The sequence below is a fragment of the Alicyclobacillus dauci genome (assembly GCF_026651605.1).
Taxonomy (GTDB): Bacteria; Bacillota; Bacilli; order Alicyclobacillales; family Alicyclobacillaceae; genus Alicyclobacillus; species Alicyclobacillus dauci.
Map to the genome: position 1 here is coordinate 4475312 of NZ_CP104064.1, position 20474 is coordinate 4495785.

At 55.8% G+C, this 20474-nt stretch carries 19 protein-coding genes; 6 read left to right on the forward strand and 13 right to left on the reverse strand.

Annotation, left to right across the window (positions count from 1 at the left end; translation table 11 throughout):
* Nucleotides 1-74: 74 nt before the first annotated feature.
* On the forward strand, nt 75-1511 hold the full coding sequence (locus tag NZD86_RS22315) for an MFS transporter (protein WP_268044269.1): 1437 nt from the start codon (nt 75-77) through the stop codon (nt 1509-1511).
* 372 nt (nt 1512-1883) lie between these two features.
* Here the strand turns inward: NZD86_RS22315 and NZD86_RS22320 are convergent, their stop codons facing one another.
* The 4 genes from NZD86_RS22320 to NZD86_RS22335 all read right to left on the reverse strand — a co-directional run bounded on the left by NZD86_RS22320 (nt 1884) and on the right by NZD86_RS22335 (nt 5362).
* Nucleotides 1884-3134, reverse strand: a complete 1251-nt coding sequence (locus NZD86_RS22320) for a serine hydroxymethyltransferase (RefSeq protein ID WP_268047004.1) — start codon at nt 3132-3134, stop codon at nt 1884-1886.
* Nucleotides 3135-3308: 174 nt separating this feature from the next.
* Complete coding sequence (locus tag NZD86_RS22325) at nt 3309-4031, reverse strand: TIGR01440 family protein (RefSeq protein ID WP_326492615.1); 723 nt, start codon at nt 4029-4031, stop codon at nt 3309-3311.
* A gap of 149 nt (nt 4032-4180) precedes the next feature.
* The gene (locus NZD86_RS22330) at nt 4181-4651 is read right to left on the reverse strand and encodes a low molecular weight protein arginine phosphatase (protein ID WP_268044270.1); all 471 of its coding nucleotides are present in this window, start codon (nt 4649-4651) and stop codon (nt 4181-4183) included.
* A 156-nt stretch (nt 4652-4807) separates the two neighbouring features.
* On the reverse strand, nt 4808-5362 hold the full coding sequence (locus tag NZD86_RS22335; RefSeq protein ID WP_268044271.1) for a manganese efflux pump MntP: 555 nt from the start codon (nt 5360-5362) through the stop codon (nt 4808-4810).
* Between the two features lie 119 nt (nt 5363-5481).
* On the opposite strand from NZD86_RS22335, the gene NZD86_RS22340 reads away from it, so the two are divergent.
* From NZD86_RS22340 to NZD86_RS22355, 4 genes are all read left to right on the forward strand, one after another.
* Nucleotides 5482-7026, forward strand: coding sequence for a GDSL-type esterase/lipase family protein (locus tag NZD86_RS22340; protein ID WP_268044272.1), 1545 nt, complete (start codon nt 5482-5484; stop codon nt 7024-7026).
* Between the two features lie 55 nt (nt 7027-7081).
* A complete protein-coding gene (locus tag NZD86_RS22345) occupies nt 7082-7228 on the forward strand; it encodes a hypothetical protein (RefSeq protein ID WP_268044273.1) in 147 nt (48 codons plus the stop codon).
* Nucleotides 7221-8132, forward strand: a complete 912-nt coding sequence (locus NZD86_RS22350) for a C40 family peptidase (RefSeq protein ID WP_268044274.1) — start codon at nt 7221-7223, stop codon at nt 8130-8132. The genes NZD86_RS22345 and NZD86_RS22350 overlap by 8 nt, the downstream gene beginning before the upstream one ends.
* 114 nt (nt 8133-8246) lie before the next feature.
* The gene (locus tag NZD86_RS22355) at nt 8247-9044 is read left to right on the forward strand and encodes a hypothetical protein (RefSeq protein ID WP_268044275.1); all 798 of its coding nucleotides are present in this window, start codon (nt 8247-8249) and stop codon (nt 9042-9044) included.
* A 751-nt stretch (nt 9045-9795) separates the two neighbouring features.
* On the opposite strand, the gene NZD86_RS22360 is transcribed toward NZD86_RS22355, so the two are convergent.
* The 8 genes from NZD86_RS22360 to rpmE all read right to left on the reverse strand — a co-directional run bounded on the left by NZD86_RS22360 (nt 9796) and on the right by rpmE (nt 18549).
* Entirely contained in the window at nt 9796-10047 is a 252-nt protein-coding gene (locus tag NZD86_RS22360; protein WP_268044276.1) for a hypothetical protein, read from the reverse strand.
* Nucleotides 10044-13496, reverse strand: a complete 3453-nt coding sequence (locus NZD86_RS22365; RefSeq protein ID WP_268044277.1) for a methylmalonyl-CoA mutase family protein — start codon at nt 13494-13496, stop codon at nt 10044-10046. The genes NZD86_RS22360 and NZD86_RS22365 overlap by 4 nt, the downstream gene beginning before the upstream one ends.
* A gap of 33 nt (nt 13497-13529) precedes the next feature.
* Nucleotides 13530-14168, reverse strand: a complete 639-nt coding sequence (locus tag NZD86_RS22370; protein WP_268044278.1) for a TetR/AcrR family transcriptional regulator — start codon at nt 14166-14168, stop codon at nt 13530-13532.
* Between the two features lie 72 nt (nt 14169-14240).
* A complete protein-coding gene (locus tag NZD86_RS22375) occupies nt 14241-15323 on the reverse strand; it encodes an L-threonylcarbamoyladenylate synthase (protein WP_268047006.1) in 1083 nt (360 codons plus the stop codon).
* 28 nt (nt 15324-15351) lie between these two features.
* Nucleotides 15352-16044 carry a stage II sporulation protein R gene (spoIIR, locus tag NZD86_RS22380; protein ID WP_268044279.1) on the reverse strand — a complete coding sequence of 231 codons (693 nt, stop codon included), beginning with the start codon at nt 16042-16044 and terminating at the stop codon, nt 15352-15354.
* Nucleotides 16045-16197: 153 nt separating this feature from the next.
* On the reverse strand, nt 16198-17106 hold the full coding sequence (gene prmC / locus NZD86_RS22385; protein ID WP_268047007.1) for a peptide chain release factor N(5)-glutamine methyltransferase: 909 nt from the start codon (nt 17104-17106) through the stop codon (nt 16198-16200).
* Nucleotides 17106-18179 (reverse strand): peptide chain release factor 1, encoded by a 1074-nt coding sequence (prfA, locus tag NZD86_RS22390; protein WP_268044280.1) that lies wholly within the window; start codon nt 18177-18179, stop codon nt 17106-17108. Before prfA ends, prmC begins: the two co-directional genes overlap by 1 nt.
* 160 nt (nt 18180-18339) lie before the next feature.
* A complete protein-coding gene (gene rpmE, locus NZD86_RS22395) occupies nt 18340-18549 on the reverse strand; it encodes a 50S ribosomal protein L31 (protein ID WP_268044281.1) in 210 nt (69 codons plus the stop codon).
* A gap of 218 nt (nt 18550-18767) precedes the next feature.
* Between rpmE and NZD86_RS22400 the strand changes: the two genes are divergently transcribed.
* Nucleotides 18768-18968 (forward strand): hypothetical protein, encoded by a 201-nt coding sequence (locus NZD86_RS22400; protein WP_268044282.1) that lies wholly within the window; start codon nt 18768-18770, stop codon nt 18966-18968.
* A 181-nt stretch (nt 18969-19149) separates the two neighbouring features.
* On the opposite strand, the gene rho is transcribed toward NZD86_RS22400, so the two are convergent.
* Nucleotides 19150-20439 carry a transcription termination factor Rho gene (rho, locus tag NZD86_RS22405; protein WP_268044283.1) on the reverse strand — a complete coding sequence of 430 codons (1290 nt, stop codon included), beginning with the start codon at nt 20437-20439 and terminating at the stop codon, nt 19150-19152.
* Between the last annotated feature and the right edge of the window lie 35 nt (nt 20440-20474).

Consider the following 20474-nt stretch of genomic DNA (forward strand, 5'->3'; position numbering starts at 1 on the left):
GAACAGAACGATCACGTTTGTCATCTTTTTCAAAGAGACAAACTGTAGGCGAATAGACTTGAGGAGGAATCCCCGTGGTCCGCAACAAGTCCCGCTGGAATCCTGCAGACAAATCCGCACAGCCCGTCGCCCCGCGCCGCTTCCTGCACCGCTTCGTGGAGCCGGAGTTGCTTCAGCCGTTCTTGTTTTTTAGCCTTGTCGCCATCACCTGCTCGGAGTTCGTGCGCAGTTCCCTCGTCCTCTCCGTCCTCCCGACGTACGGCCGCACCGTACTGGGCTTCGCCGTCGAGTGGACCGGCCTCGCGCTCTCCGTTCACTACATCGTGGACAATGTGCTGCGTGTACCGGTGGGCTGGGTCATCGATCGCGTCGGCGGCCGCACCCTCCTCATCATCGGCTTCTCTATCGGTATCGTAGCCATCTTTTGGATGATGAATGCACACCAGATCTGGTCACTCATCGGCAGCATGGGCCTGCTCGGCTTTGCCGTCACCCCCATGTGGCCGTCAGCCATCGCAACCATCGGCAAGTCCACTCCCGAATCAAAGCGCGCTGCCTTCATGGGCTACTTATACATGTTCTGGCTGGCCGGAATGGGCATCGGCCCCGTCATCATGGGATTTTTGTGGTCAAAGACGTACCATCTGGCGTTTCTCGTTCTGATGGCCGTGCTTATTGCGGGGCTCGTCTGCGTCCTCATCTTCGTTCGGATGCCGGTCGGCCTTAGGGGCAATCAGGGTGGGCTTGCGGGTTGGGCGGCTCCTGAGCCTGCAGTAACTGATGGTGAGCAGCCCCGTGGGCATCGCGAGAGGGAGGTGTCGGCGCTCGGAGAGAGGCAGATGGTGGTGCACGAACAGGGCCGGGGGCAAAATCCCGGGCTGACCCAGGGCTCCGATGAGCCTCTGCAAAGGCCGTCCCTGCGTCTTCGCCGCCACGATCTCCACGCCCTCTGGCACCACATCCGCACCGTCTCGTTCCTCATTCCCGGCATGTTCGTGCAGACTTTCGCTGTGAGCTGTATCGTGCCCATTCTGTCCCTCTACGCAAAGGTCGTCTTGCATCTCTCAGGTCCCATGTACAGTCTCTTACTGGCCTGCGCAGGTGTCGTGACCATCATCGGCCTCATCCCTGCCGGCCGCCTCGTGGACGCATACGGCTCACGGAGGTTTCTCGTCTCAGGCTTCGTCTTAGGCGGGATCGCCATGGGGATCTACCCCATTTTCCAGTCCATCGTCGCAACCTACATCTTCGTCGCCGTCTTCGGCGTCACATACGCCTTCATTCTCCCGTCCTGGAACACGGTTTTGGACAGAAACATCGATCCCGACCGCAAAGCCACCTTATGGGGCGTTTTCATGACTATCGAAGGCCTCGGTTCCGCAGTGGGCGCATTCGTCGGCGGCTTTGTCTGGGACCATTTCAGCCCCAAAGCCCCCTTTTACGTCGCAGCCGTAATCATTGTGGCGATGGGCATTTTGTATGGATGGATGCCGATAGGACGACGACGGTGAGGGGGTGGGACGGGGGCGCGTAAGCGACTTTTGTTCCCTTGTTGCGCCCGTGGCGTCATGGAGTCGGCAACAACGGAAGTAAATTCCCTTATACCGCCTGTCTTCGGCAATTCACGGGGGAATGGGGTCGCATAGGGGAACCAGACTCCCTTCTTCATGCCAAACTCGCGTCCGATGACCGACTAAGGCCCCCTGCTTCCCCTATCCTCCCCTATCCTCCCCTATCCTCCCCTATCCTCCCCTATCCTCCCCTATCCTCCCCGCCCCACCGGCCGACCCTACCCCGGCCCACCGGCCCACCGGCGCCCATGCCGGGCGCACCAAAAAAGCCCGCCCCCAAACCGGGGAGCGGGCTGCCATCATCGACGACCGTCAATCCAAATAAGTCAATCCCTCGTACAGCGGGAACCGGGAGGTCAATTCTTGCACCTGTGCACTTGCGGCCTCGCGGACCACGTCGGTAAAGTCACCGGACAATGCGAGGTGGAAGATATTTGCGATTTCTCGCATGGCTTCTGCGTCCATGCCGCGGGTGGTGACGGCTGGCGTGCCGATGCGGATGCCGCTGGTGACCATGGGGCTGGCGGGATCGAACGGGATGGTGTTCTTGTTCACCGTGATGCCCACTTCGTCGAGGCGCCGCTCAGCTTCTTTTCCCGTGATGTTCCAGTTTCGGACATCGATGAGAATGAGATGATTGTCGGTGCCGCCGGAGATGAGCTGGAATCCTTTGGCTGTGAGCGCCTCGGCCAAAGCGGCCGCGTTGTCGACGATGCGCTTCGAGTATACTTTGAACTCCGGTTTGAGAGCTTCGCCGAAAGCGACGGCTTTCGCTGCGATGACGTGCATAAGCGGGCCGCCTTGGATACCGGGGAAGATGCTCTTGTCAATTTGCTTCGCGAACTCGGCCTTGCACAAGATGAGTCCGCCGCGTGGACCGCGGAGGGTCTTATGTGTTGTTGATGTCACGAAGTGCGCGTGTGGCACGGGAGACGGGTGGAGTCCGGTCGCAACGAGGCCAGCGATGTGGGCCATGTCGACCATGAGGTAAGCGCCAACTTCATCCGCGATCTCGCGCATCCGAGCAAAATCAATAATCCGCGGATATGCGCTTGCGCCGGCGACGATGATTCTTGGTTTGTGCTCGATGGCGGCCGCACGAACTGCGTCGTAGTCGATGACGTGCGTCGTTTCGTCGACACCATAGGAGACAAACTCGTACAGTTGACCGGAGAAGTTGACGGGGCTCCCGTGCGTCAGGTGGCCGCCGTGAGAGAGGTTCATGCCGAGGACTTTGTCACCGGGTTTGAGGACACTGAAGTAGACAGCCATGTTGGCTTGGGCGCCTGAGTGGGGTTGGACGTTGGCGTGATCGGCGCCGAAAAGTTCCTTTACCCTGTCGCGGGCGATGTTTTCGACGACGTCCACATATTCACAGCCACCGTAGTAGCGGCGGCCCGGATAGCCTTCAGCATACTTGTTTGTCAGGACGGAGCCGAGTGCGGCCAATACCGGTTCACTGACGAAATTTTCCGACGCGATCAGTTCAATTTTATCCTGTTGACGACGAAGCTCTTTCTCCATCGCAACGGCAACATCTTTGTCAAAGTGGTGCAAATTCATAATTTCCTGTGCTCCTCTCACTGACGTCCAGCCTCGTTAAACACCCAAAAAGCATTCGCGCTTTCGCCTCTTATCCCTGCCGCGAAATAAAAAACTCGATATTCCGTCATTTTTCCGGCTGCATCTCGCGCATGGCGGGCCACCTGCCGCCTAACGGTCGAGACCCGCGGGGGCCTACTGACCCTTCAATCGCTCTCTCGCCTCCGCCACATCGTACACCGCGCGCGATCCGCCGATCAGTGGCGGCCGTGTTCTCGCCATGGTGACGTGCGCTTGACCGATTTCACGGACGCGCCCCCGCAAAGGGACAGCGACTCGCTTGAGGTGCATGCCGATGAACGTGTCACCGATGTCGATCCCGGCGTCCGCTGTGATCGTTTCGACGAGAACCGGATCGGTGAAGGCGAAGTAAGCTGCCGCCGCTACGGCCCCGCCAGCGCCGGGTACGGGTACAGCGGAGACTTGTTGGAGGCCGTGGTGTGTGGCAACGGATCGTTCGACGACGATGGACCTGTTGAGGTGCTCACAGCACTGAAACGCGACTGCAAAGCCAAGCGGTTGCGCACATGACAGCACGGTGTCAACAATGAGCCGCCCAACTGCCATGGACGTGGACGTGCCAATGCGCTTCCCCATGACTTCGCTCGATGAGGCGCCAACGATGAGAATTTGGCCCGGACCCAAGTTCGCCGCGGCCTGTAAATCTTCCAAGACAGTTTGAAGGGCCGCTTTGATCTCCGGGCCAACCGCTTCCTGTGTGCCGTGTGCGGCATCCGACCCGTCAGCCGCGTCATAGACAGCCGCGTGCTGGGCGTCCTGTTGTTGAGTCATTTGTTGCTCATTTTGCTCCCTAGGCGTAAGGGGTGTATCGCATGAATCACCAGATCCGGATGCCATACAGATGCCTCCATCCAATGTTGATGCGTGTAGCGTACGGTATTCAGCCACGATCTTCCACGAGAAACCGATCTCTCGACGCACCGGGTGTGACAGCCACCTTCGAAGTCGGTTTCCACAATACAAACAGGCCAGTTAAGAGCTGTCTCTCAATCGGCCTGGTCTCGTTGTTCCTTCAGTCTCGAAATTAACTTTTGAATTGTGGCATCCAAGGCTTCCGCACAGGCTTCGTATACTTCGGGGGAGCCTCCGAACGGATCGGTCACGTCTGCAGCGGCGGACTCGCCTTCGACGAACTCGGCCAAAGTAAATACTTTTCCGTGTGCTTCAGCAAACTTTCTGAGCAGATCCGCCTTATGCGATCTCGTCATGGCAAAGATCAGATCCGCCTGTTCGATCAGTTCCGGCGTCACAGGTTGCGATTGGTGATTCGGAACCAAGACGTGCCGCCTGATGAGCGCGTCTGTTGCATAAGCTGCCATTGGCTGTCCAGGCACTGCGTAGATGCCTGCCGAATCAACCGTCCAATTGAGTCCGTGAGCTGCGACATGATGGCGTGCTAACGCCGAAGCCATGGGACTTCGACACGTGTTTCCCGTACAGACAAATAGGATATGCATGGTTTCGTCTCACCTGAATTATTTGAAGAACACAAAGTGCCTAGACTTACATACGTAGTATATCCCTGCACTTTTCGTTGATGCAATCATGCCCGTGTGACCCGGGTTTTTCGGACCTTGGGAGAGACGTTACAATGAGAAAAAGAAGTGAGGGAACTAGAGCAAGAAGTTGATGCCGCAGCCGATCAAAATAAAAGAGCCAATCAACTCGCCGTACCTGCCGATAGACTGACCAAATTTCTTGCCAATGACGAGTCCAACAGCGCACATCACAGCGCTCACGTAGCCGAAACTCACAGCGGAGACGAGGCCGTACGTGGTGCTTCGCAACCCGAGGCTGAAGCCAACTGACAAAGCATCGATAGAGACGCTCGCTGAGAACAATAGCATGGTGATGACGTTGCCCATTGCTTTTGGGGTGTCTTCCGTGCCAAACAGCATGCTGTACAGCATGTGTACGCCAAGTCCTATCAATAAAAGCCCGCTGAACCACTGTCCGAGTTGGCCTAAATAATGGCCGACGAGGTTGCCGAACGCGATACCTAAAAAGGTTAGGATCACGTGAAATATACCAATAGAAAAACATAATTGGAGCGCAGTATTACGCTGAATGTAGCCAAGACCAATGCCGATGCACAGGGATAGTGCATCCATACCAAGCGCAAATGACATCATGAGAATCTGGACAATGGTTTGTAGATGACTCAGCACGGTGCTCCCCCTCACTCAACTAGTCCAATATGTATGCGCTCGTCCACGTGGACATGAGTGGGGATTTTCCAAGAGTGAGAAACACAATGACTTATCGATTCGGATTCGGAGGTGACGACGTGAAACGAGGAAAGTGGAGAATGATTCTCTTCGGCAGCGCCGCACTTCTCCTCTGTGCGAGCGCTGCCGGACTAGCTACTTTAAGCCGTCAAAGAGTCGGTATGCACCAGCCAAGCTCACCCACTGTACACGAGTCTCCGTCGGTGACTGTAGGCGGATCGAGCGGATCGAATCGTTCGAGTGAATCAAAGGCCAATTCCACGTCCAAGGTCAGGGGGCAGCCGCATGGTTCGCTCACGCCAAAACTCCACGGGACCATCGTATCGCTCGGCGATTCCATCACGTATGGATTCAACCTGCCGGGAGCGCATGGGGAGGTCCCTTCGCCAGACGCCTATCCATTTTTGCTGGGGAGTATGCTGCACAAACACGTGATGGATCTCGGCGTCCCCCACTGGACCACATCCGCTCTCATTCAGGCGCTCGATACACCGCCCTTTCAAAGCGCGCTCCGGCAGGCATCCGTGGTTACGGTAGACATTGGCAGCAATGACATCTTGCATGCCTTCAACGGGGTTCTCGCGGATTATCTGCAGGGGATCGAACCGTCGTCCATGCAGCCCACCATCGATGCGTTAAACGAAAACATCCAATCGCTGCAGGGCGAATACGCGACGGTCATTGAAAAAATCCGCGCACAGACAAGCGCCCCGATTGTACTGACAACACTGTACGATCCGGCCCCGGACAGCACCCCGATGCACGATTTCGCCGATCCATATATCGTCCGCGCAAACAACGTCATCATGGGCGCCGCCGCGACGTATCATACGCTTCTCTACGACGCATACGGCACCGTCAACCACAACCAGTGGTCGCTCATTCGCCTTGAGGACATCGACATTCACCCCACGATTCCCGGTCAGAAGGCACTTGCGGCGGGGTTTTACGAGGTGTGGCAGAACAAGTCGTTGAACGAACCGACACGCTATGCCGTCACAGAGCACGTTGCAGACATTTATGCTAAGCGCGATGTGCACTCGGACGTGATCGGCCGCATCAAAGGAGTTAACGGATACCCGGTCTTGTCGCAGACGTCGTCGTGGGATGAGATTCGCGTACAGGAGACCAACGGGTTTGTGCGAAGGAGAGACGTCACGGAAATCGTCAGACGAGAGCCCGATGCCCGTTTCGGACTAACCACAGTCGAGGCGACGCCCGTTCAGTGTCGCGTGGACGGTACAGAGGATAGCCTGCAGGGATTGCTAGTGAACGGACGTCTATACGCCCCTGCGGCCGCACTGGGTCATCTCGCAGGACGCGATGTCCGTTGGAACAATTCCACGCGGACTGTGGAGATTGCGGCGGGCGATCCGGCGCAGATCGACACCACCCACCAACCCAACGTCGCTCCCCCACCGACCACGTCGACACCGGAGCTCGTCACAGTGGAATACATGGGGGCTGCCGTTACAATCGGTGGCGAAATGGTCGACATGCCCGTAGAACCATTTTCCTATCAAGGCGACATCTACGCGCCCGTGGCGCCCGTATGGACACAACTGGGCGGACAAATGGGTGCCCTGGATGGGCAGTTTCACTGAGTCGACGGCGATAGACCGCTGGACATATAATTTTTCCACTTTTAGGTGTATAACTATGGCCGTGTTGATGAACGCTTCTCTTATCGAATGTGCGGCGAAGACGGGCTTCGAAGAAGCCGCAAGTCACCTTTGGCCGCCAATTTGTCGTGACCAAGCACTGGACGCATTGAGTCACACTATGGGAGGCTTCATCCGTGCGTAAATCCATTCGTACCATCACCCTGTGCGCAAGCATACTCGGCGGTCTTTTGTCGGTACCTGGATGTGCGGCAAGCCCAAGGTTCTACAATTCAACCGCCATCGAAAACAAAACCGCAGGTTTTGTTCCACAGCAGACCCCACGGTCCGCAACACCCGGTACAAATGACCTTCCCCGATCTGTGCGCGTCATCGGCGTAAAAATGCTCCCGGATAAAGTTGTACAGCTGGCCACTGAGCCGGCCAAACCAACCGACACGGGCGAAAATATTATCGATCTCACCACATCAAGCGGCCTCATCAACTACCTGTGCAGTACCTATCCTCGCCAAACAATCGGACGCGTCGTTGTCACGGACGCCCAAGGCGAAACCCTGAAGCAAATCAAACTCTCAACCAAACGCACGGTTTCCCAGTCCGTCAATGCAAACGACGCCACATTTGCCATAGGTCAGCACATCCAAGTGCCACCACCGGGCGTAACCATCGATCACGCCATCAACCCAGTTGCCGGCGTCAATGCCCTTCCCGCAGAGAAGGCCGATGCCATCATCACAGTGGCGAGTACGCTAGAGGGCACCCCATACGTTTGGGGACACAACAAGGACCGCGGTCAGAACGGGTTCGACTGCAGTAACTTCGTCGCGTACGTCTACCACCATGCCCTCGGCTACAAAATGAGCGACAACAGCAAAGTCCAGTGGTCCACCACCGGGTTCACTGTCCCCATCTGGGACATGCGCAAAGGCGATCTCCTCCTGTTCGACAACGGCAAACACGTCGGCATCTACGCCGGCAACGACCAAATGATCCAGGCTGGCGGCGGCCTCGGCCACGTTGGCACCCTTCCACTCGGTCCCGACAGCTACTGGGGCAAACAGTTGAGCGCGGTCCGCCGAATGTTTTAGGACCTACTCCATTCCACCCTATAAAATGTAACCGTTTGACGATAGAATAGAGAGAAAAATATAGACAAACATCATCATAGACAGGGGTCGTACGAAAGGCGGGGTGAAAGGGTAGTGAGACTGAAACGCGAAGCAGCAACCGTGACGGGGGTGTTCATCCTATCGGCCATCACTCTGGTGGGCTGCAGTACGGGCAATCCTGCATCACCGGCGACTGCGGCTGGACAAGCCGTTACGTCTTCAGATAACAGCACCAACAACGCGGCGGCCGGCACGAACGACGCCGCGGCCAGCATTGGGGCAAATGCGACAGAGACCTCCGCGAGCACGACCGACTCCGGCGCTGCTGCGACGGCCGTTGTGCCAACAAACGAACCACCCATTCCTGCAAGTGTCGTTTACGGTGGAAGCAGCGGTGGTAGTGGCGGATCGACGCCGGCAGTTTCTCGATCCTCAACGTCGACATCAAGTAATCATCACACGACCGGAAGTGCCAACGGAACGGGAAATGTGACGGGTGCTGGAGTTGGGATCGGGAACAGTACAGGAAGCTCGGGCCAAACCGGTACCACGACGGATAACGGAACAGGGACCGTCAACGGTACGGGCGGATCAACGGGATCGGCTGGATCGACGAGTGGCTCCACAGGCGGCGGAACCACAGGAAACGGCACAAGTGGTACGGGGACGGCGACGGGATCGACTGGGACCGGGACTGGCACGGTAAGCGGTGGTTCCGGCGGATCGACCGCCGGGTCGAGTTCCGGGGGAGCTACCGGAGCTGGGGCTGGATCGGGCAGCGGTGGCGCCTCTTCGGGGAAAACCAGCGGAGTCGCTCAAGGAACAGGTGGATCAACTGGGACTTCCGGAACGACTGGCACGTCGGGGTCCGGTGGTGCGGGCGTGAAATGACGTCCAGCGGGATCGGGCAGGAAGTGAGGGCTTGCGTCTCAGTCCTGCCCAAAGGCGGGGCGCGACGTGACGCGAGATGGGCTCGATCACGATGCCCCCGTCAGCTACCGAGCCGCGGGGCTGACCAAGAAAGTCAAGCCGCTGAGTGAATAAATAAGGGCCTCGCGGTTGCTTAAGGCCGTGTACGTGGCGTCAAATCACCGAACTAGAGAACAAAAGTCCCTTGTAGGTAGTCTCTATCCAAAAAATCACCTCTAAGTCCGGCCACAAGAGATTCCCGTTCCGTTGTGCTGCCGTACAGGCTATCTGGCTCAAAGTAGCGGTCTTGTGTTCCCTTAATCGACGGGCTCCCCGGGCCACGCCGCCCTGGCCACGTATGAGCGGTTGCCCGCGTCATGCGTCAACGGGGCCGTGCCACGCCACAGTTCCGGGGCTCAACGGGCCCCGTCTCAAGTCTCATCTTGCGCCGAACTTCCCACCCACTTTGTATAGCGCCCGGGTGAGTTGCCCGAGGCTCACGACGCAGACGACGTCCATAGGGCGACGAAAATGTTCTAGCCGTCCATGGGAGTCGCGCAATGGCCTCATGGGCCTCATCCTTGTACCGCTCGTGGAACGAGCGAAGGTTGCGGTATGGTCGATCGAGCACGATTCCCCCGTCAGCTACCGAACCGCGGGGCTGACCAAAAAAATCGAGCCACTGAGTGAATAAATAAGCGCCTCGCTGTCCCTTAAGGCCGTGTACATGGCGTCACATCGCCGAACTAGGGAACAGAAATCCCTTGTAGGTAGCCTCTATCCAAAAAATCGCCTCTAAGTCCGGCCACAAGAGCTTCCCGTTCCGTTGTGCTTCCGTACAGGCTATCTGGCTCATAGTAGCGGTCTTGTGTTCCCTTAATCCACGGGTTGCCGGGCTCCCGGGCCACCCCGACAGTCCAGGCAGCCCACCCGGCCCCGCCGCCCTGGCCACCCCCACAGCCCCGGCCACCATGGCCCAACTCACATATTCCGCCGATACTTTCCGCCCACTTCGTACAGCGCCCTGGTGATTTGCCCGAGGCTCGCGACGCGGACGACGTCCATCAGGGCGGCGAAAATGTTCTCGCCCTTCATGGCGACCTGCTGGAGTCGCGCAATGGCCGCAGGGGCCTCATCCTTGTGCCGATCCTGAAATGCCCGGAGGTTGCGGATTTGTTGCTCCTTTTCGTCCTTCGTGGCGCGGGCCAATTCGATTTTCGGCGGCACGTAGTCGTTCGACAGCGTGGACGGGTTGAGGAATGTGTTAACGCCGATAATCGGTAGCTTGCCGGAGTGCTTGAGGCCCTCGTAGTACATCGATTCCTCTTGGATTTTGCTGCGTTGGTACTGCGTTTCCATGGCGCCGAGGACGCCGCCTCTGTCGTTGATGCGCGTGAACTCATCGAGGACGGCGGCTTCGACGAGATCGGTCAGTTCGTCGATGATGAACGCGCCCTGGAGCGGGTTCTCGTTTTTGGTTAGGCCGAATTCGCGGTTGATGATCATCTGGATGGCCATGGCCCGGCGCACGCTGTCCTCGGTTGGCGTCGTGATGGCTTCGTCGTACGCGTTTGTGTGCAGAGAGTTGCAGTTGTCGTAGATGGCCAGAAGCGCCTGAAGCGTTGTCCGGATGTCGTTGAAGTCGATCTCCTGCGCATGCAGTGAGCGTCCAGACGTCTGAATGTGATACTTGAGTTTTTGGCTGCGATCATTGGCACCGTACTTGTGCTTCATGACGGTGGCCCAAATACGGCGTGCCACGCGGCCGATGACCGTGTACTCTGGATCCATGCCGTTGCTGAAAAAGAAGGACAAGTTCGGTGCGAAGTCGTCTATCTTCATGCCGCGGCTCAGGTAGTATTCCACGTATGTGAACGCGTTGGCGAGTGTGAAGGCCAACTGGGAGATAGGATTCGCGCCTGCCTCCGCGATGTGGTAACCGCTGATGCTGACAGAGTAATAGTTGCGAACCTTTTTGTCGATGAAGTATTGCTGAATATCGCCCATCATGCGTAGGGCGAACTCGGTCGAGAAAATGCAGGTGTTCTGGCCTTGGTCCTCCTTCAGGATATCGGCCTGGACGGTCCCGCGAACCGTGCTTAAGGTGTAGGCGCGGATCTGTCCAAGTTCCTCGTCGTTTGGCTTGCGGCCTTCGCGTTGTTCAAACTTTTCTAGCTGCTGATCGATGGCCGTGTTCATGAACATGGCCAGGATCATGGGTGCGGGTCCGTTGATGGTCATGGATACGCTGGTGCTTTGTGCGCAGAGATCGAACCCGGCGTACAGTTTCTTCATATCGTCAAGCGTACAGATGCTAACGCCGCTCTCCCCGATTTTGCCGTAGATATCCGGTCGGTAGTCTGGGTCCTCTCCGTACAGTGTGACACTGTCAAAGGCAGTCGACAGACGTTTGGCGGGATCGCCCTCGCTCAGGTAGTGGAAACGGCGATTTGTCCGCTCCGGCGTGCCCTCACCTGCGAATTGTCGGCGCGGTTCCTCTTCTGTGCGCTTGAAGGGAAATACCCCCGCCGTGTACGGAAATTCCCCGGGCACATTTTCGAGCATGGACCACTTCACGATCTCGCCCCAGTCCGCGTACTGCGGCAAAGAGATCTTGGAAATACGCGTGCCAGAAAGAGACGTGGTCGTAAGTTGCGTCCGCACTTCTTTATCGCGAATCTTCGTCACGAATTCGTCGGCGGCATAAGCCGTTTTTTTGTCCGCCCAGCCCTCGATGATCCGCTTGGTGTCGTAGTGGGTCGTTTCCCACTTGTGCTGATACATCCGTTCCAAAGTGTCGATAAGGGTCTGCACGTCGGCATCGGCATCCGCGTCATGTGAGTCGGTCGAGACAGACTGCCCCGTCGACCCGTACGAACCCCCGTGGCCAGAGGACTGAGACAGCCCCAGCCGCCCCGCCTCACCAGAGACAGCCAACTGCTTCAACTGCTCAATCGTGCCCCGCAATTGATAGGTACTGCGGGCGAGTTCCACCTGCTGCTCGACGAACTTCCGATAGTTTTTCACGGTCCCAACGATGTCCAGCATGTATTGGACCCTGTCGCCGGGGATGACGGCTGGTTTGCGGAGACCGGTGGTGCCCACATCGAGGGAGCTCTCCCAGTCCGTGTTGCACTTCGCGTTGATGGTGTCGATGAGGGCGCGATACATGACGTTCGTCCCGGGATCGTTGAATTGGCTCGCGACCGTGCCGTAGACCGGCATCTCATCGAGATTCGCGTGGAACTTGTTCTGGTTGCGTTGGACCTGCTTGCGAACGTGTCGCAGTGCATCTTCGGAACCGCGACGGTCGGACTTATTGATGACAACCAAATCGGCGTAATCCAGCATGTCGATCTTCTCCAGCTGCGATGGCGCACCGAACTCTGCCGTCATGACATAGAGCGAAACATCGGAAATAGATACGATCTCGGCATCGCCCTGCCCGATACCACTCGTCTCGACGATGATAAGGTCAAATCCGGCCGCTTTGGCGATGTCGATGGCTTCAGCGATGGCGTCCGACAGCTCACTTCGGGACTTGCGAGTGGCGAGGCTGCGCATGAAGACGCGATCGTTATGAATGGCATTCATCCGAATCCGGTCCCCGAGAAGTGCCCCGCCGGTGCGTTGCTTGGACGGATCGATAGAGAAGATAGCCACATATTTGTCCGGGAAGTCGCGGATAAATCGGCGAACGAGTTCGTCCGTCAAGGACGATTTGCCCGCACCGCCCGTGCCCGTGATGCCAAGCACAGGCACGTCCCGAACTTGTCCCTTGATGCCTGCGAGAATGTTCTCATACGCCTGCGCTTCGCGATGGGCGGACTGCTCGACATATGTCACCAGTTTCGCCAGTGCCGAGATATTCGCCTTGCTGACGTTGGCCAACGCTTCCCGTGCGATTGTCTCATCGACCGTATCGAAGTCGCAAAGGCGAATCATATGGTTGATCATGCCCTGCAGACCGAGACGGCGTCCATCGTCTGGAGAAAATATTTTAGCCACCCCGTACGATTCGAGCTCCTTAATTTCATCAACAACGATCACACCGCCACCGCCCGCGAAGACGCGAATGTGGGAGGCGTTCCGTTCCTGGAGGAGATCGATCATGTACTTGAAGAACTCCACATGCCCGCCCTGATACGAGCTCACGGCGATGCCCTGGACATCCTCCTGAATGGCTGCGTCGACGATTTCCTCGACGCTCCGGTTATGTCCGAGATGAATGACTTCCGCACCAGATGACTGGAGGATGCGCCGCATGATGTTGATGGACGCATCGTGCCCGTCAAACAGACTAGATGCGGTGACAAACCGAACGGCGTGCGTCGACTTGTAGGGCTCCGTCTCCTGCGTTGCGGCAAAGTCAATCGCCTGAGCCCTACCTTTTCTGTCGTCCTTTTCCACTGACTGGTTGCTTGCTGTCCCCATTGTATACGCCTCCCCAGAACGTGTAAGCACGGTTTATTCCCCGTGTATGACCTGTGGGTCTGCCCCACAAGCTTGCATTAACATGCGAATCTGCATTTCGGAAAACTGTTCAAACGTCACATCGTGCAGCGCCCACCGCCGAAAGGCCCACATTTGGCCGCACACGACGATGTTGTGGGCAAGCAGAGGGATACCCTCGCGAGCCGTACGCAGGGATCCGTCTTCGATCCCGTCCATCAACAGTTGTTCAAACACCCGCGTGATATTCTCCTCGTCATGAAGAACCTCTTTTAAAAAGGCACTCGGCAGCGACTTGCTTTCTTGGTAGATGAGCAAGATATCATCTTTCATGGCGTCCATCACGTGCAGAAACGATTTGATGGCATGCCGTAATCGCACAGCACCAAGCGCGTGTTCGGACAGACTCAACCGAAGCTGCTCTTCCACGGATTTGTGAATCCGCTTACACACGAGATAGAGGATATCTTCTTTCGACTGAACATACTCGTAGACAGCCCCGTTCGACAGCCCGCTGGCCCTAGCAATTTCACGCGTCGTTGTCTTGTGAAATCCCTTCTGGCTGAACAGCGCGACCGCCGCGTCGATAATTTGGGCGCGCCTGGTCCGGACCTTTTCGGGATTCTTCACGCTGCTAGGAACGTTCGGTGACATCTGATCACCTCCGACCTGACTGAGCGCTCGCTCAGTTTTAGTGTATGAGAAAGACGCGCGATGATCAACGCGTCAAACGTGAAAAATCCGACCCTCGGATGCTTTTTGTAGGCGATTCATGACGGCCGTCCCGATCCCGCGCGTGGGATTGAGCCCGTAGATGAGGATGTCGGTCATGCCGGCGTGATCGAAATCGCGAAGAAGTCGGTACAAATCATGCGCGAGTTCCTCTGGGTACGCTTCCGTGTCCAAACCGACCTGTGACGATTTCGGAATTGGAAACTCATAGCGGTTGAGAAAGTCTGCCGGTGCGATGATGCCGACGGTCATGGATGGCTCGTCGTCCAAAGCGTCATCATCGGTTGACAGGAGGGTCCGCATGGCGGCATAGATCTCCTCTTCGTCACCCCACCAGACGTGTACACGCGCTTCCGGGGCATAGTGCCGGTATTTCATACCGGGTGCACGCGGTGCGGCGTCTGTCGAAGGCGATCCGGCATCGTACACAACCGGGACGTCTATAACGTCCGCGATCATCTCCTGGGTGATTCCGCCCGGTCGCAGGATGGTCGCGCGCTCTCCCTCGACCACGACAACGGTCGATTCTACGCCGATTCCACAAGGGCCACCGTCGATGAGTCCTTCGATGACGTCCGCCAAATCCTCCGCAACGGCATCGGCCGACGTGGGACTCGGTCGACCCGACGTATTCGCGCTCGGTGCCGCAATGGGACAGCCACTTGCTTTGATCAGGGCCTGGGCCACTGGGTGATCAGGCATCCGCACGGCAATGGTGTCCTGGCCTGGGTGCACGGAAGGCGCAACGTTGGGGCCCACCGGGAGAATAACCGTGAGCGGACCGGGCCAAAAAGCGTCTATCAACTTTTGAACCCGGTCGTCAACCTGATAACCCTCAGGAACCAAGGCGGAAAGTTGATCGAGATTTTCTATATGTACAATGAGTGGATTGTCCACAGGGCGATGCTTGGCTACAAAGATCCGGCGAACGGCGGTTTCATCGAGTGCGTTCGCACCAAGGCCGTAAACCGTTTCAGTGGGAAATGCGACAAGTTTCCCAGTGCGGATCAGCTCTCCCGCGTTTTCAAATATTTGCTTGCGCACATGCTCATCGCCAGTGATGAAGAAACGCTTCATGGCCACAATCCCTCATTTCTCCAGTTATCTACTTCTTAAAGAGTTGTTTCACAGCTTTCACAGCTGCCTCGCCATAGTCTTCCGTTGCAAGGCGAACTTGAACCGCTTGTTTTTGGCCATTTGCACCTTGAACTTGAATTGTCTCAATGGGCGGAAGATCTGGGAACTGGCCGGTGTTGGGCACAGCATCGCCTTCAGTGATGTCGATAAAACAGAGTGGCGGATAGAGAACACACCACCAGTTCGCGCCTTGTCCCTTGCCGATGGTAATTCGAAGTGCCTCATAACTTCCCGCTGGATAGACACGGTTTCCGTATATTTTCGTCGGGAAGGGAACTTTGCCAACATCCGTGTTAATGGGTTCGTACACCCCGTGAGCATGTTCGACCTGAAGGGCAGTCTGCTCAATTTGCGGGATGTGTTCCATGACGATCTGACGAGCTTGTGTCGCATTTTTTGCGTTTTTTACCCAAGCGCCGACTTTGACAACCACTTGGTCCCGGATGGCCAATTTAAGGGCTTGGTCTGCATTGCTGTCGCTGTTGGCGATAATGCGTAGTCGCAGGGCCTCTTGTGGAATGGGTGCATCATGAGGCGTGGCCACATTGCTGTACACGGCTGACTTGGCCTCCACCTGCGCTGGCTGATGCATCATGAGACGACCGCCACCAATGACTGCTGCCGCAATCCCGACAAACACCGCAAACCTTGAAATCCCCATCCGGAATCCCTCCTACCGTTTCTAGCACTAGTCTGGCCAGTACTTGGTAGGTTTAAACCCGAATGATAGAAAACTTCATAGAGGTTGTTGATAGATTTGCTCTTGGCGCTTTCTTCGCACTTCGTCAATAAGTCATGCAAGGGTTATCCGTGTCTACCTCATCAGGGCTACAACACGCTCAACGCCTCGTAAGTCATTGTACACCTGGACGGAAAAATCTGCCCACTGCGGCTCTGCGCGGAACAACTGTACAACATCTCTCGCCTGCCCCATTCCAACTTCCAGAAAGAGCGCAGCCGGCCCCTCGAGAAACACTTCCTCTGTCAGTTTCGCAAACCGTCGATAGAATGACAGACCGTCCTCGCCGGCGAATAGCGCAAGGTGCGGCTCGTAAGACTTCACGCTCACTTCAAGCAAGTCCTTTTCGCCAGCAGGAATATAGGGTGGATTACTGACGATCACGTTTACCTTATCGAAAGTCTCTGCATCGTGCAGCCATTCAAACCCGTCGCGTTGCACCACCGCCACGTTGGTAGCCTCAAGAAGACGGGCGTTCGCGTTCGCCAGCTGGACGGCGTCATCCGCTACATCCACGGCGGTGACATGTGCATCCGGACACTCCAAGGCGACAGTGATGGCGATGCATCCCGTGCCCGTTCCGATGTCGACGACCTTCGCTGATGGTCTGTGTACGGTTATCCAGCGGATCGTGTGATCCGCGACGGTCTCTGTGTCAGGACGAGGAATGAGACAACCAGGGCGCGTCTGAAAGACCCGCCCATAAAAATCCGTATGGCCAAGGATATAAGCCAGTGGTTTCCCACCTGCCCGCTCCTCAGTGTATTGCTGAAGTTGTTTCAATATGTGCCCTGGCACATTGTCAGAAAAGTGCTGAAGCAGTTGCAACCGTGACCAGCCGGTAACATGTGCGAGCATTTGTTCCGCCTCTGCACGTGTCTGGTGTTGGACCTCGTCCGCAGGCCACGACGAATAAACATCGGCCTTTGCCAGTGCCTGGGTCATGGCTGTGAGAAGACCACCATACGTCTGACCATATGACATCACGCTTCTGCAGCCTCTTCCAGCATGGATGCTCTATCAGCGACAACGAGGCCTTGGATGATCTCGTCGAGATCGCCATTGAGTACAGCCTCGAGCTTGTGCAAAGTCAATCCAATCCGGTGATCCGTCACACGGCTTTGCGGGAAGTTGTACGTGCGAATGCGCTCGCTCCTATCCCCAGTGCCAACCTGGCTCTTTCGGGACGCAGCCTGCTCTTCTTGTTGCTCTCGTTGATACTTCTCAAATAAGCGCGCACGCAACACCTTCATGGCTTTGTCGCGGTTTTTCAACTGCGACTTCTCATCCTGACAGGAGACGACGATGCCCGTCGGCAAGTGCGTCAGGCGAACAGCCGATTGGGTCGTGTTGACGCTCTGTCCGCCAGGACCGGTTGAACAGAACGTGTCAACGCGCACATCTTTTTCGCTTACCTCGACTTCGACTTCCTCCACTTCCGGCAAGACCGCGACGGTTGCCGTGGAAGTGTGGATGCGCCCACCCGACTCGGTGACAGGCACACGCTGAACGCGATGCGTTCCACTCTCGAACTTGAGCTTGCTAAACGCACCTTTGCCCTGAATGGAGAGCGTCACGTCGCGAAAGCCACCCATATCCGTGTAACTGGCATCGATCATCTCAACCTTCCACCGATTCTCTTCCGCAAATCGCGTGTACATGCGAAGAAGTCTACCCGCGAACAGTGCAGCTTCTTCACCGCCGGCAGCAGCGCGAATCTCCAAGAAGACGTTCTTGTCGTCATTCGGGTCTTTGGGTAACAGGAGAACTTGCAAGTCTTCCTCCAGTTTTTCGATCCGCTCATTCAGTTCGTGGACCTCCGCTCGAACGAAGTCCCGCATTTCGTCGTCCAACTTTTCCTGCAGCATGGCCTTAGCTTCGTCCAGTTGCTCCCTTGCTTCTTTCCATGCCCGGTAAGCAGACACCGTTTCCTCCAAGTCAGACTGTTCCTTGGCGTACGTCCGTAACTTGTTGGGGTCTGCAACAACATCTGGATCACACAGCATGTCACTCAGTTGTTGATACCGTTCCTCCATTAACTGTAAACGATCAAACATCATATTCACCTCCCGAACAATGAGACGAAAAAAACAGTGAGACGAAAAAAAGCCAAAGTTGGTACCCCCGACGCAGAGGCCGGAGCCGCCCGCGCAGGGAGGCCATCGGGTCCAACCATGGCTTTTTCACAACGGCAACGTCACGAGCTTATCGGCCCGATTATTGCGCGCTCTTAATACCGTACTTCTTGTTGAACTTATCAACACGGCCGCCCGCATCGATGAGCTTCTGCTTACCCGTGTAGAAAGGGTGGCACTGTGAGCAAATTTCAACACGAAGATTTTCTTTTGTCGATCCCGTTTCAAACGTGTTACCACATGCACAAGTTACAAGCACTTTATTGTATGTCGGATGGATACCCGATTTCATCGCATTCACCGCCTAACAGGAGTTTTGAAAACACTGTTCTTTATTATAACAGAAATAGGGGTACATGTCACGTGACATGTTCAGGTTAAACATGTCCACAAAAAAACTTCGTTTTTGTTTCACAACGATGTGAAATTTTTCCGGGAATTATTGTCTACTTACACTTTGCGGATTATTCTCGACTTGTATTCCAAACCAAATCCAAGGAGGATCCTACAATGAAGGGTAAGCTTTTGTCAACCGTCGGTGCATTGGCTACAGTCGTCCTGTTTGGCACGCCGGTTTACGCCGCCACACAACCTGCAAACTCTCCAGCTCAAACACCGGCCACGACGACGGCGAATGTCTTACAGACCGGAAATTCCGCTGTAGATCCCAACTACGCGTTCAAGCCAGTTTGGGACGATGAGGACGAATAATCTGTTTCAAGGAACGCCCGCGGCGTCAGTTGGCTAGACACCTCAACCCGTTGCACCGGGCGACACACTGCTCTAACCAAGACACCGGGTTCAGACAAATAACATCGAAAGCCTAGTGCGAGCGCCGACTGCCCCGGCGCTCTAGTTTTTCTTAGATAAATGGGGCCAATCACTCAATTTATTAAGTCGTTGTTGTCCCTACCGTTGATGGAGTGGCTTGTGGTTTCTTCTCTCGATTGAGCGACAAACTATCCAAGAACTCCCGATTTGTTTTATAGTGCTTGAATTTGCGCAGAAACATCTCTGTAAAGTCTTGGTTGTCTCCCATGGACTTTCGAATTGCCCACATTTTTTCCAGTTCTTCTTTGGTCAAGAGCGCCTCTTCGCGGCGAGTACCCGAGCGGCGAATATCAAGTGCGGGGAAAACACGTTTCTCTGCGAGCTTCCTGTCTAAGTGTAACTCCATATTACCTGTACCTTTGAACTCCTCGTAGATCACATCATCCATGCGGGAGCCTGTGTCGATGAGTGCCGTAGCCAAAATCGTCAAACTGCCGCCCTCTTCCACGTTTCGGGCTGAGCCAAAGAACCGTTTTGGACGGTGGAAAGCGGCCGGATCGATACCACCAGAAAGGGTACGTCCACTCGGCGGAACAACCAGGTTGTAGGCACGGGCAAGACGCGTGATGCTATCCATGAGAATGACGACGTTCTGGCCGTGTTCGACGAGACGAAGTGCACGTTCCAACACAAGTTCCGCAACCTTAATGTGGTTTTCAGGAAGTTCATCAAATGTCGATGCGACGACTTCGCCATTGACGGACCGCTGCATGTCGGTCACTTCTTCCGGACGTTCATCGATTAAGAGAACAAACAGGTGGGCTTCAGGATAGTTGGTTGCGATACTGTTCGCAATCTCTTTGAGAAGAAGGGTTTTACCTGCCTTCGGAGGTGCAACGATGAGACCGCGCTGACCAAATCCAACTGGAGCGAACAGGTCGATGAGGCGTGTTGAAATGTTTTCCGGTTTCGTTTCCAACGTGACTCTTTCTGTCGGGAACAATGGCGTCAAGGCCGGAAAGTGAACACGTTCTGCGGCAACTTCTGGACTATACCCGTTGACTGCTTCCACATGGAGAAGTCCGAAATATCGTTCGTTTTCTTTCGGCGATCGAACTTTACCAGAAACGAGGTCACCGGTACGTAAATCAAATCGGCGAATTTGCGAGGCTGCCACGTAAATATCTTCTTGGCTGGGTAAATACCCGACCGGGCGAAGGAATCCGTAACCGTCTTGCATGATTTCTAAAACGCCTGCGGCAAACATGAGTCCATCTTTTTCCGCTTGCGCTTTCAAAATAGCAAAAATCAACTCACGCTTCTTCATGGTTCCGTAATACGGAATTTGATATTCCTTTGCAAACTTATAGAGCTCCGTTAATTTCTTTTCTTCTAGTTCTCGAATATCCAAATTTGTCCCCCTCAATCATTCGCTCAGGCACAACC

What these genes read in the sequence shown, in the direction of transcription:
- NZD86_RS22320 (WP_268047004.1), bottom strand. Translation starts at nt 3,134, where the DNA reads ATGAATTTGCACCACTTTGACAAAGATGTTGCCGTTGCGATGGAGAAA.
- NZD86_RS22325 (WP_326492615.1), bottom strand. Translation starts at nt 4,031, where the DNA reads ATGGCATCCGGATCTGGTGATTCATGCGATACACCCCTTACGCCTAGG.
- NZD86_RS22330 (WP_268044270.1), bottom strand. Translation starts at nt 4,651, where the DNA reads ATGCATATCCTATTTGTCTGTACGGGAAACACGTGTCGAAGTCCCATG.
- NZD86_RS22345 (WP_268044273.1), top strand. Translation starts at nt 7,082, where the DNA reads ATGGCCGTGTTGATGAACGCTTCTCTTATCGAATGTGCGGCGAAGACG.
- NZD86_RS22365 (WP_268044277.1), bottom strand. Translation starts at nt 13,496, where the DNA reads ATGGGGACAGCAAGCAACCAGTCAGTGGAAAAGGACGACAGAAAAGGT.
- NZD86_RS22370 (WP_268044278.1), bottom strand. Translation starts at nt 14,168, where the DNA reads ATGTCACCGAACGTTCCTAGCAGCGTGAAGAATCCCGAAAAGGTCCGG.
- NZD86_RS22375 (WP_268047006.1), bottom strand. Translation starts at nt 15,323, where the DNA reads ATGAAGCGTTTCTTCATCACTGGCGATGAGCATGTGCGCAAGCAAATA.
- spoIIR (WP_268044279.1), bottom strand. Translation starts at nt 16,044, where the DNA reads ATGGGGATTTCAAGGTTTGCGGTGTTTGTCGGGATTGCGGCAGCAGTC.
- prmC (WP_268047007.1), bottom strand. Translation starts at nt 17,106, where the DNA reads ATGTCATATGGTCAGACGTATGGTGGTCTTCTCACAGCCATGACCCAG.
- prfA (WP_268044280.1), bottom strand. Translation starts at nt 18,179, where the DNA reads ATGTTTGATCGTTTACAGTTAATGGAGGAACGGTATCAACAACTGAGT.
- rpmE (WP_268044281.1), bottom strand. Translation starts at nt 18,549, where the DNA reads ATGAAATCGGGTATCCATCCGACATACAATAAAGTGCTTGTAACTTGT.
- NZD86_RS22400 (WP_268044282.1), top strand. Translation starts at nt 18,768, where the DNA reads ATGAAGGGTAAGCTTTTGTCAACCGTCGGTGCATTGGCTACAGTCGTC.